Here is a 12,418-nt window from a genome sequence, read left to right as displayed (position 1 = left end):
TCTGCGGTTGGTGGCGGGGTTGGAGCGCCGACGGCAGGGCCACTGCCTGCCAAGTCAGCAGCTCGATAACCCGCCGCCATTATCCACCGCTAGAGTCATGTGGGGCTAGTTACGTCACGACGTCCGATGCCTGTCAGCAGCAAACTGGTAATCCGCAGTGGTTCCGGTGGTTTCACGAAACCGGCCCTGCACACCTGATTCGACGGCCCGGTACAAAACTCTCCCTGTTCGCAGCCCTCGCGGGTCGAACCGGTACAAAACTCTCCCAGCACACCGAAGCCAGCGGCCCACCCGGGACAAAACTCTCCCAGCACACCGAAAAACGCCGATTTTGGGGCATTTGACGCCAGCAGGGAGAACTTTGTACCGCTCGAGCCACCAACAACCCGAGCAGGGAGAACTTTATCCCGCATGCACGTCTTGGCTACAGTGCCCGTGGGCGGCAGGGCCAGCACTCAGCAAAATCGCATGCAATTCGATTGCATGAACTTTCAACAACATCTGAAAACGTTGCAATTCCAACGATTTGAATTCAAAGTTTGAAATAGATATAGGGGAATTGCATGCGAAATTGCTGTGCCGACGGGCCAGGACGTGGTGGCAGGCCACGGGGGCAGGCCGACGGGCCAGTCCGGGGTTCGAGACGAAGCACCAAGCCGCCGATCAGCGACACAGGCACCGCCGGTGCGGAGGACGCCGCAGGGGCCTGACCGGCAACACACTAACGATAAGCACCGCCCGATCAGAGGCCGCCGCGAGGCCTGCAGGGCCCGGCCGGGCTTCGAGACGACGCGCCGAGCTGAAAGCTCGCAGCGCAGACGGCGAGCGGGCGGGCAGGCCACGCGGCGGCCGGAAATCAGGCGCGCCCGGAACGCCAACGGCACCACAAGCAACGCAAGTAACCCGGCACACACAGCAGCCAGGCCCGACAACGCCCAGAACACCACCGGCACCACAAGCACCATGAGCAGAAAAGCCACCACCGACCGGCACACCCAGCAGCCAGGCCCGACGATGCCCGGAACACCAGCGACGCCACAGGCAGCGCCCGAAGAACAGGCAGCGCCCGGAACACCAGCGGTGCCACAAGCACCGCAGCACATCAGCCGGAACCGCAGCACATCAGCCGGAGCCGCCGGAACCGCCGAATTTACTCGCCCGCGAGGCGGTCGACTTCGTGCATGATGAGGCCGCACGCGGCGCTCACCCACGCGACGGCGGCGACGCCGAGGACGCGGGACCGCCAGGGCCTCACTTGCAGGAAGTCCTCGAAGCCGTAGCCGGATCCGGGGGATGCGGCGGACATACTGAAGCCCCACATGGCGGCACCGGTGGCCAGCAGCGCGATGACGATGAGCCCGAGGCTCACCCACACCATCACGCGTTGAACTTTCGCGCCGTGCCGGGGCCGCCGCTCGATGGGCGACAGGGCGAGCGCCCACGCCCCCGCGATGAGGACGGCGGTGATGACGTCGGAGGGGCGGTGCCAGCCTTCCATCATGACGGACACGCCCATGAGGGATGTCCACGCCCACCCGATCCACGCGGACGGGCTGCGGAACCATTGGGGTGCGACGACGATGAGGGCGAGCGAGAGGGTGACGGCAACGGTCGTGTGCCCGGAGGGCAGCGAGTTGCCGGCACCCGTTGTGACGCCGAGGTTGGGGCGGGTGAGGATGTAGTCCTTGAGGATTTGGGTCGTGACGTTCGCGCCGACGACGGCTCCGAGGGCGCGCCCGGCGAGGGTGGGTCGGCGTCGCGCGGCGGCGACAAGGGCGACGAAGAGGCCGGATGCGACCATGACGGGCACGGACACGATGCCCGTGATGAGTGTGGAGAAGGCTTCGTAGCGGCTCGCGGAGCGCATCGTGCCTTCCATGAGGATGGTGTCGAGGACTTGCCCGGGCGCGGTTGCGAGGGCGACGTGACTGATGAGCATCGTGAGCAGCAGGCAGGTGGCGACGCCGCCGATGCGTCGGGCCAGCTTGAGCCGGTACCAGGAGTCGGACACGAGTCGACGAGGCCGTGGCCCGTTCGCCGCAGGCGTGTCGGCGGGTGCGGGGCTGGGGGTGCGTGCTCGGGTGGCACGCTGGTTCGCAGACGCGCTGTCTTCGCGGGGTGTGCGGCCGGCGGCGTCGGCGGGTGCCGACGAGCGCTTGCGGGCGCGCGCAGGGCGCGAGCCTTTGGTGTAGGACTCGTCGACGGTGGGGTCGGAGGGCAGGGCGGCGTTGGGGTCGTCCATGGTGTCCTCCGTTCGTGTCGATGGCGTATTCCGTCTCCACTGTAGTGGAGTGTGGCGCGGGCGTGTGGATCGGTTCGGGTTTGACGCTAGTCGAAGGCGATCGCACAGGGGACTGGGGTGGGCAGGGAAGCACAAGGCCTGCCCCGGGTGGGCGGCACTCAGTTGGGATGCCCGCGCACCTTCCACAGGCCTCGTCCCGGGCAGGGGCGGAACACACGGTACCCCTGGGCGGCACGCACGGCACAACGAACAACAGCCGACACGCGCACGGAAGTTGTCAGACAAGGTGGGCGCGCGCGGGAGAGAGGCCTCGGTTACAGTGGGGGTGTCCGATCCATACGTGTCACTCGGGAGTTGTCAGTGGCTGCATCTTCACCTGTCAGCACCGATCGTATTCGGGATTTGTTGCGTTCTCGCGATGTGCGTTTCGGCGACTACAACGAGGGCGAGCTGGCGTATTTGACGCCGAATGCCGCGTTTTTCTGGAATGCGACGAACCCTCAGATTCTGCAGTTGCGCGCGCAGTGGCGCGGGATTGCGCGCACGCCCGAGCAGTTCGGTGAGCTGGCCCGCGAGGTCGCGGCCTGCAATTCGACGCGCACGGGCCCGAAGGCGTACCTGGCTCCCCTGGAGGATGGAACGCAGTATGGCTTGATCGCGGAGTGCAACGTCGTGGTCATGTCGGGGCTCACTCAGGCGCAGTTGGATAATTTCTTTGAGACGTCCATGTCGATGATTATGGGTTTTTTCGCGGATCTTGAGGTGACGTTGCCGGGGTTCGTGGATTGGGATTCTCAGGGTCGGGAGGCTTCGCTGTGAACGTTCCGTACGTGGTTCCCGAAGATGAGGTGACCCCCTACCCGGCTGATTTTGAGCGGGTTGTTGAGGCCGTGCGCGAGATGGGCTACGGGCTGGATGTGATCGAGAAGGGTCACGCGGCGGGCGCGATTTTCGATGATGTTCCGTTCCTGGTGTCGTTTGATACGGCGGGGCGTTTCCTGTCGATTCGTGCGCTGTGGGAGTCGGATCTGCCGGCGGAGAGCGCGGAGCCCGCTCTGTTTGCAACTGCGGACAATTGGAATCGTGAGAAGTATTTTCCGACGGTGTACACGTCGACGTCGCCGGAGGGGACGCTGGGCGTGTACGCGGATTTCGTGGTGGACACGGAGGCCGGCCTGTCGGATGTGCAGCTGCGTGACGCTATTTCGTCGGGTATTTCGACGGGTATCGCGGCGATCCAGTACGTGAAGGAGTCCGCCTCCGAGGCGCTGGGGTTGGTGAATCCGGGCGCGGATGAGCGCTGACCGCCCTGCCTCTCCCGACTCGTACGAGGCCGGGGCGGCTTCACGCGGCCGCGCGCGCTTGGACCCGGACACAAGGAAGTCGGCGTCGCCTCGAGGCGAGGCGGACGATCAGGCGCAACCGAACACGACGGCCCCGCCGACCCTCGCCTCTTCTCCCTCCCCCGCCGACCTGCTGGCGGTCGTGGAGCGCCTCAGCGCGGGGGATGATCGGCTGCTCGGCCACATGACGCTGCCGGGGAGGAAGGGGCGGATCGCGGATTGGCCGCAGTGGGTCAGCCCCGCCGTCGTGGACGCGTGGGCGCGCCGGGGCGTAGAGCGCCCGTGGGTTCATCAGCGCGAGGCCTTGGACGCTGTACGCGAGGGCCGCGACGTCGTACTCGCGACGGGCACGGGGTCCGGCAAGTCGCTGGCCGCGTGGACGCCGATCCTGTCCGACCTGGTGGAGGCCGAGGATTCGTCGCGCATTTCCGCGATTCACCGCCGCCCGACGGCCCTCTACCTGGCTCCGACGAAGGCTCTGGCGGCGGATCAGCTGGCCTCGCTCATGGCGCTGCTCGGCCAGGACGCGACCCCCGCCGAAACGCAGGCAGAAGCAGACCCGGCAGGAAGCCCCGGCCTCGTCGATGAGAGGCTGCGCCGCGTGCACGCGACGACCGTGGACGGGGACACGCCGCGCGAGGCGAAAGAGTGGGCGCGCGCGGGGGCCGACCTGATCCTGTCGAACCCTGATTTCTTGCACTACGTGATGCTGCCGTCGCACCAGCGGTGGTCGCGTTTCCTGGCGTCGCTGCGCCTCATCGTTATCGACGAGGCCCACCATTGGCGCGGCGTGACCGGCTCGCACATTGCGCTGGTCGTGCGCCGTCTGCTGCGCGTCGCCCACCACCTGGGCGCGGATCCGCGGGTCGTCATGCTGAGTGCGACCGTGCGCGACGCGGCGGCGGTGGGGCGCGCGCTGACGGGGCGCGACGCGGTCGCGATCACCGAGGACGGATCGCCGGCCGGTGCCCACGAGCTGGTCCTGTGGCAGGGCGCGATCATGGCCGACGAGTCCGAGGTCGATATTTCCTCCTTCCTGGAGGCCCTCGACGCGCCTCCCGGTACGGCCACGCTCACGGTCCCGATCGTGCGGCGCAGCGCCGGGGTCGAGGCCGCCAACCTGGCCGCCGCCTTCGTCGAGGAGGGCGCGCGCCTCCTCGCTTTTGTGCGCTCGCGCGCGGGGGCCGAGGCCGTGGCCGCTCAGGTGCGCGACCGCCTCTCGGCGCGTGGTTCCGCGAACGCGGGACGGGTGGGTGCGTATCGCGGCGGCTACCTGCCCGAGGAGCGTCGGGCGCTCGAGGAGGCGATCCGCACGGGAGGCGTGAGGGCGCTCGCGACGACGTCGGCGCTCGAGATGGGCCTGGACATCTCGGGGCTGGACGCAACGATCACGGTCGGCTGGCCGGGCACGCGCGCGTCCCTGCGCCAGCAGATCGGGCGCGCGGGTCGCGCGGGCGCGCCGGGCACGTCCGTGCTCATCGCGTCGGACAACCCGCTGGACGCGTACCTGGTGCGCCACCCCGAGCATATTCTCGGCGAGGTCGAGGCCTCCGTCATCGACCCCTCGAACCCATGGGTGCTGGCACCGCACGTCGCCGCGGCGGCCGCCGAAATACCGATCACGCCGTCCGATATCACCTACTTTGGGCCGGAACTGCGCGGCGTGACCGAGCGCCTCGTCGCCGACGGGTACCTCAAGCGCAGGCCCTCAGGGTTCTTCTGGGACGCCACTCGTCCCGAGCGCCCCAGCGACCTCACCGACCTGCGCGGAGCCGCCGGCGACGTCCAGATCGTCGACTCGGCCACCGGCACCGTTATCGGCACGATCGACCAGGCCTCCGCCGACGCCCACGTCTTCCCCGGCGCCATCTACATCCACCAGGGGCGCACCTTCCACGTGCTCTCCCTCAGCTCCCTCACCACGCCCACCGCACCCGCCTCCCAGGGGTGGCCGCGCGCTCTCCTGCCCGAGGCGCCGGGCGGTGCCCAGGGAAGCGAGCGCCTCGGGGGTGGGGAACGGGAGGTGGCCCAGGCCTCGTCGATCATCATCCCGCCCGCGCGGACGGGCGACGCGCGCGTCGCCCTGGTCGAGGAGGTGCGCACTCCCCTGCGCACGCGCTCGGCGACCCACACGAGCGTCGAAGTGTGCGCGATCGAGGAGACGTACGTGTGCGGCGACGGCACGGTCACGTGGCATCACGGGCCGACGAACGTGTCGACGCGGGTCACCGACTACGACCTGCTGCGCCTGCCCGGGCTTGAGTTCATCCGCAACATCGAGCTGTTCCTGCCCACCCATACGCTGCCCACGAAGTCCACGTGGTTCACCCTCACTCCGGGGGCGCTGGCCGCCATGGGGATCGAGCCCGCCGACCTGGCGGGCACCCTGCACGCGACCGAGCACGCGATGATCGGGATCCTGCCCGTCGTCGCGACCTGCGACCGCTGGGACCTGGGCGGCCTGTCCACCGAGCTGCACGACGACACGGGCGCACCCACCGTGTTTATTCACGACGCGTTCCGGGGCGGCGCGGGGCACGTGCTCGCCGGCTTTCACAGCGCCCGGTCGTGGGTCGCGGCCACGCTCGAGGCCGTGTCCTCCTGCGACTGCGAGTCCGGGTGCCCGCGCTGCGTCCAATCCCCCAAGTGCGGCAACGGCAACGAACCCCTGTCCAAACAGGGCGCGATCACGCTGCTTACCTACCTCCTGGAGCGCGCGCCCGGGGCATGATGCACGTTGCCTTTTCGGTAACCGCAACATATGCTGAGCGACGTCCCCCATCACGCCGAACACATGATCAGTGTGCCAGCCACGAGGAGACGCGTCGTGGCTGTCCATCGATGGAGTCCCTTTCAATGACGAAACCTGCCTCTTCCGCAACGCGCCTGCTCGGCATCGCGGCATCGACCCTGGCGCTCGCCACGGGTGCGACGGCTCTGCCGACCGGCCCCGCGCACGCCGCCAACCCGATCACGGCAGCTGATCAGTCGTATTTTGCTTACTACTACCTCAGCGAAGCCCGCAACATGGGCCTGAGGGGTAAAGGAGTCACGATCGCGATCGTGGACGGCGAGGTCGACACGTCAGCCCCCGAGCTGGCGAAAACGAATATCACCGACAAGACACCCTGCGCCGTCACGTCGAGCACGCAGAGCAAGACGCACGGCACCGCGATGGCCTCGATCATCGCCTCGGATGCCTACGGCGTTGCCCCCGACGCGACGATCCTGTCGTATCGCATGTCTTTTACCGCCGAGGGTGACACGTCCGGACAGGACTGCGAAGGCCGTTTCGGCGTCCGCAAGGACACGTACGCGTCCCTCATGAACCACGCCATGAACGACGGGGCGACGGTCATCAACATGTCCGTATCCAGCGACGAACGCCAAGACTTCCTGAAGTGGGCGGTGGCCCGCGCCATGTCCCAGGGCGTCATTGTCGTTGCTGCCGCCGGTAACTCAGGCAGGAACTCCGACGCTCTCGCCCTGTCCTGGTGGTCCAGTGTCGTTGGCGTCGGCGCAATCGACACCCAAGGAAAGGTGATCGATTCTTCTTCCAGCGGCGATGGCCTTGTGTCGGCGGCCGTGGGCACCGCGACCGTGCGCGACTATTCGACGGGTCAGAACACAACGGTGACGGGTACCTCCGTGTCCACTGCGCTGGTCTCAGGCTTCGTGGCTCTTGCCCGCGAGAAGTGGCCGCAGGCGACCCCGAACCAGCTACTCCAGCTCCTCGTCCACACCGGCACGAACCAGAATCATGCGTGGAACGATCGCACGGGGTACGGCCCCGCTGACCCCGGTGCCATGGTCAACACCGATCCCAGCCAGTACCCGGACGAGAACCCCCTGACGACTAAACGCCCGGATGTAGAACCCACGCCCGAGGAGGTCCAGCAGTACGTGGACGGGGTCGTCTCCCCCTTCCAGATCGCCTACGACAACTCCTACACGTACCGCGGCTTCGACGAGAAGGTGATCGGCGATGAGCGCAACCCCTACCCCACTCACCTGGGGACCAGCCCGCGCTACCACGGCAAGTAATCCAACAGGGCACAGTAACTAACGCTGCACCTCGTCCGCTGTCCGTCATATGACTTGTTTTCTTGAACACCTGGTCATATGCTGATCAGGGTCTGATTTTGTTCCGCGGGACACGCATTTGGCGGACTCGCTACGCAGGAGGTGCGCCGTGGCTGACGTCGCTTTCGATTCCAATAAGCATGCCCAAACTCGGCAGGACGTCGAGCAAGGGGGGGCGGCAATAGCCTCGAGTTCCGAGGCAATCACCCGCCTATCCAACGGACAATACGAGCGTTTGTGGACCGATGAGGCGGGCCCCCAGGCACTGCGGAACGCGTTTATCGCTTTCCTCGGCGCATACGGGAAGATTGCCGCTACCGAGCATGACGTTCTCCGCTCCTTTGGGCGCAATGTCGATCAAGCGATCGAGGATTTTGCCGCCGTTGAGCATGCGACGGGGGACGAGCTGAAGGCACTCCGAAACTCGATGGGCGACCCATCGTCCTACACCTCACCGACGCCCACCCCTTCGCCGAGTCCCTCCTCCTCACCTGTCGGGTCAGCAACGAGTCCCGATCCCGCAACGACTGCGGGAACCAACGGTGCGCCCACCCAGGACGCGCAGACAGACTTCTAGCCCGAAACGCATGAGAGGAGACAACAATGGTGAGCAGCCCCATGTACGAGCGCCTCATGAAGTTCGTTGAGGGCGTGGAGGAATCCCGCAAGCTCCGCAACTACGACTCCGAACACTCCACGATCATCGAAGGAATGGGGGTCATGAGCTCGAGTGTGTCCCACTTCAAGGAATACCAGGGCTTTGAGGGACAAACGGGCGAGGCCATTGATAGCTGGATCGATCAGACACAGAAACGCTACAGCAGCGAACGTCAGGGGTACGTGACCGGCACCGAGCACTACGTCGAGGGTCGACGTCTGCTCGTGCACGCCGCCGAGGACGCAAAGCTCCTGTCCCCCACGCTCCTGGACAAGGCAACCGAAGCAATGCGGGGACTCGCTCAGGTCGTTATCCCGGTCGCAAAGCACCTGGGTCCGTTCGGAGAGCCCATCAACACGATCGCCACGACCGGTGCGGCCTACGTGGACGCGATCGAGGCGCAGGCAAACGCGCAGCGCGAGGCCGCCGCCACGGCCATCCTGCAGCGAGTCAATGACGAGGCGCAGAAGCTCGCCGATCAGTTGAAGGCTCATACCGAGCAGGTCGAGGAGTTTGCTTCGGGGAATCCAGACATCAAATTACCTCCCCAGAACGGTCCCTCAACTCCATCTGTCAGCGATCAGCTCGACCAAGGCAACATGTGGGTCTCACCCCACGAAGCAGGCGTGTACGGTGCCAGCCGCGATAACGACTATGGGCGTTCCGACCTTCGGGGGCAAGGCTCGGGCCTGTATGCGGATGGATACGACGAGGGCGGTCCCATCGATTCCCGCGTCATGTCCTCGAAGCGTGTTCCCAACCAATATATCTCCGAGGGAGAGCCCGGATCCCGCCTGAACCCCGTCACCGATCCGCAGGATCTGATGGATATCGACCTGCTGCACACGCGCGTCAACGGTGACCGTCACGCGAACGGTGTCATTGGCGGTCACACCCCGGCTTCCCCCGTCGATCGCGATCATCCTTTGTGGCGCCTCAACGGTGGCCCAGCCAGCAAATCATCGACGGCTGGTCGCCTCGGTGGAGTCGGCATGTTCGGCGCAGGCGCGCTGGGCCTTCGCGGTTCCGCTCGTATGGGTTCTGCCGCGTCCATCATGGGACGAGCCGGTGGAGCAGGAGCGAGAGTAGGAAGCGCTGCCGGATCAACTGCCCTGCGCACCGGTTCCTACTCCGGTGCCGGGTTCGGCAAGTACACGCCCCCCGCTCCTGCTGGCGCGACGGGGGCTGGTACCAACGGGACGTCCGGTGTGACGGGCATGTCGGGGACGTCCAGCGGCGCGAATGGCACTGGAAGCTCTGCGGCCAGCGGTCGCTCTCAGGGAACCGGCAGCTTCATGGGTGCTGGCGGTTCTGGCGCAGGAGGCAAGAAAGACGAGAAGAAGGCCCAGCGACGCCACTACACGCCGTTCCGCTTTGAGGACGACGAGGACGAGCTGCCCGAGGGCTACGTGAACCCCTTGTCGCAGACCTACGGTTCCGACAAGGATATTTCGCCCGCACCACGCAAGGACGACGGATGGGATCCCCGCCAATGGTGACACGTAGGAACAGCACGGCGCGCCTGCTCGGCATCGCGGCATCGACCCTGGCACTTGCTGCGGGGGCCACCGCGCTGCCGTCCGGACCGGCGCACGCAGCGGACACCATCACCGCCGCCGACCAACCCTATTTTGCGTACTACCACCTGGATCAAGCTCGAGCGAAGGGCTACACCGGGCAGGGTGTCACCATCGCCATCCTGGACGGCGAGGTCGACACCAGCGCTCCCGAGCTGGCAGGTGCCGATATCACCGATAAGTCGCCGTGCACGGTGACTTCGTCCATGCGCACCAAAACCCATGGCACTGCCATGGCATCACTCCTGGTCGCACGAGACTACGGCATCTCTCCCGACGCCAAAATCCTCTCATATCGCTTAGTTTTTTCCGATGACTCAGCCGGTTCAGATTGTGCGGGCGTCTCTGGTATTGATAAGAACGAATCCTCATCACTGATCAATACCGCAATCAACGATGGCGCTCAGATCATTAGCATTTCGTCCTCATATGCAGGCGGAAGTAAAGCTCTCAAGTGGGCGATAGCACGAGCAATGTCCCAGGGGATAGTCATCGCCGCCGCTGCCGGCAACGATGCAAAGAACGAAACGGATGTCACCTACGAAAAGTGGTCCGGTGTCATCGGCGTAACTGCCATCGATACCGACGGGAACTTTCAAGACTATTCCTCGTGGGGTGAAGGTGTCGTCAGCGCAGCTGTTGGAGGACCTGTAAAAATTCGTGATTATTCAAGTGGGGAACTTGTAACCACCAGCGGCACATCAGCTTCGACTCCCCTCGTCGCCGGCTCTCTCGCACTCGCCCGACAGAAGTGGCCCCAGGCCACCACGAACCAGCTCCTTCAGCTCCTCATTCACACGGGAACCAACCCGGACCACACGTGGAACAAGTACACGGGCTACGGCGGCATCGCACCCGGCGCAATGGTCAACACGGACCCCAGCCAGTACCCCGACGAGAACCCCCTGGCAGTCAAGGAGGGTGGCTCCAGTCCGACGCCCGACGAGGTCAAGCAGTACACCGACGGCGTGGTCTCCCCCTTCGAGATCGCCTACGACAACTCCTACACCTACCGGGGTCTGGACGAGAGCATGATCGGCGACGAGCGTAACCCCTACCCCACTCACCTGGGGACCAGCCCGCGCTACCACGGCAAGTAAGCCAACCTCGGGGATATAGGTCAAAACGTGTTGATCGAGGCTCGGTCCCTGACAAGGTCGAGGCGGTGTCGTTGGGCTAGCGCGCTCGCGCCACTGCTCCTCAAACATGATCAACTCCATCGGGAACATTCCGCCTGATCGGGAGCATTCAACCCGTTAGGGAAGATTCCACCCGATCAGAAGGGGTTGAATCTTCCCTATCGGGTGTAACGCCCCATCGGACACAAGCGTCCTCGCGGAGCTGTCCGACCATGACGTTCCCCGTCATCGCCGACGACGCCTCACCGACGTTAAACTGCACCTGGCCAGGCAGCCCAGCACCAGTGAGGGAGCATGACACCAGGTGTAATGGTGGGGGTTTGCAGCATTAGGAGTCTCCCTTCGGCGTGTCGCCGGCGTGTCGCGCCCCTAATGGTGCAAATCCCCCCGTTGGGCGGTGGTGATGTCGCGGTTCAGGGCGGTGCGGTGCCCAAATCGCAGACCACCTCGGTAAAAACATTGACAACGGGGTGTTGCGGCTGAGGCGGGCTGCGTTTTGGACACGACGGTGCCCGGCCTGGTGTGTAGCTCGCACGCGAACCGCTGAATATGCGCGTTAACGCCTTGATACGCACGTAAACCTCTCGATATGCACGTAGGCGGCGCTGCCCACACGCATATCATCGGGTTCACATGCGAGGTGTCGGGCCCACACGCATATCATCGGGATAATGTGCGAATCAGAGGGCCCGCCTGCACGGCGAAGAGCACAGGCAGCTAGCACGCCTCGGCGAACTGCGCCCCTGAACCTGAGTGCCCATACCTGGTCATCGTTCGCCCGCACGCCGGGCATTGAGGGGTATTCATACCCCCACGATGAAACAACCAACTTCAATGTGGCTTTTCCCGCACTAACAAGCCGAAAAGTCACCACAAAACCAACACGTTTTGTCCATCCTTCAGGTTGGCTCCCACCACCTTCAATACCGACTTTCCCGCACTAACAAGCCGAAAAGTCGGGTTAAAGGACAAAAAGAGTTGGTGGAGGGTTAGTCCCAGTTGTTTCGGTGGGGGCTTGTGTGGTGGAGGTCGTGCCAGGCGATGGCGTCGCCCCATCTGGGGATGACACCGGCTGCGGGGTGTGTGCGCGAGGCGTGTTCCCATTGGGCTTCAATCTGGGTGTCTGTGGGCATGATTTTGAGGATCTGGGCTGGTGGGAGCGGGTTTTCGGTGTGCATGTAGCACCACCAGAAGATCGCTTTGATCCGGCGGGTCAGCCGCATTCCCCGGTGGTCTCGCAACAGTTGACGCAAGGGCGCGTTGGTCGCGCCTTCGATCTGGTTGTTCATCGCCGGCAACGCCCCCTCAAACTGAGGGTCGGTGTAGGTGAACAACACCTCGGCTCCGATGAGCCGGTTCACACTGTTGCGGGCCCC

Annotated in this window: 8 protein-coding genes and 1 pseudogene; 7 read left to right on the top strand and 2 right to left on the bottom strand. The window is 65.0% G+C overall.

The window, feature by feature from the left end; all coding sequences use genetic code 11:
- Nucleotides 1–1,150: 1,150 nt before the first annotated feature.
- Nucleotides 1,151–2,242, bottom strand: coding sequence for a phosphatase PAP2 family protein (locus tag O3656_RS08080; protein WP_500063467.1), 1,092 nt, complete (start codon nt 2,240–2,242; stop codon nt 1,151–1,153).
- A gap of 360 nt (nt 2,243–2,602) precedes the next feature.
- On the opposite strand from O3656_RS08080, the gene O3656_RS08075 reads away from it, so the two are divergent.
- From O3656_RS08075 to O3656_RS08045, 7 genes are all read left to right on the top strand, one after another.
- Nucleotides 2,603–3,061, top strand: a complete 459-nt coding sequence (locus O3656_RS08075) for a YbjN domain-containing protein (RefSeq protein ID WP_500063466.1) — start codon at nt 2,603–2,605, stop codon at nt 3,059–3,061.
- Complete coding sequence (locus O3656_RS08070) at nt 3,058–3,546, top strand: YbjN domain-containing protein (protein WP_500063464.1); 489 nt, start codon at nt 3,058–3,060, stop codon at nt 3,544–3,546. Before O3656_RS08075 ends, O3656_RS08070 begins: the two co-directional genes overlap by 4 nt.
- Entirely contained in the window at nt 3,536–6,316 is a 2,781-nt protein-coding gene (locus O3656_RS08065) for a DEAD/DEAH box helicase (protein ID WP_500063463.1), read from the top strand. Before O3656_RS08070 ends, O3656_RS08065 begins: the two co-directional genes overlap by 11 nt.
- A gap of 125 nt (nt 6,317–6,441) precedes the next feature.
- A complete protein-coding gene (locus O3656_RS08060; RefSeq protein ID WP_500063461.1) occupies nt 6,442–7,629 on the top strand; it encodes a S8 family peptidase in 1,188 nt (395 codons plus the stop codon).
- Between the two features lie 148 nt (nt 7,630–7,777).
- Complete coding sequence (locus O3656_RS08055) at nt 7,778–8,245, top strand: hypothetical protein (RefSeq protein WP_500063460.1); 468 nt, start codon at nt 7,778–7,780, stop codon at nt 8,243–8,245.
- Between the two features lie 26 nt (nt 8,246–8,271).
- Nucleotides 8,272–9,825, top strand: coding sequence for a hypothetical protein (locus O3656_RS08050; protein ID WP_500063459.1), 1,554 nt, complete (start codon nt 8,272–8,274; stop codon nt 9,823–9,825).
- On the top strand, nt 9,804–11,003 hold the full coding sequence (locus tag O3656_RS08045) for a S8 family peptidase (protein ID WP_500063458.1): 1,200 nt from the start codon (nt 9,804–9,806) through the stop codon (nt 11,001–11,003). The genes O3656_RS08050 and O3656_RS08045 overlap by 22 nt, the downstream gene beginning before the upstream one ends.
- Nucleotides 11,004–12,031: 1,028 nt before the next feature.
- Here the strand turns inward: O3656_RS08045 and O3656_RS08040 are convergent.
- A pseudogene (locus O3656_RS08040) lies at nt 12,032–12,418 on the bottom strand (hypothetical protein); the annotation flags it as partial.

Source organism: Pauljensenia sp. 27098_8_83 (genome assembly GCF_041432695.1).
Lineage (GTDB): Bacteria > Actinomycetota > Actinomycetes > Actinomycetales > Actinomycetaceae > Pauljensenia.
The sequence above is the reverse complement of the archived record's forward strand: the minus strand, read 5'-3'. Positions and strand labels throughout refer to the sequence as shown.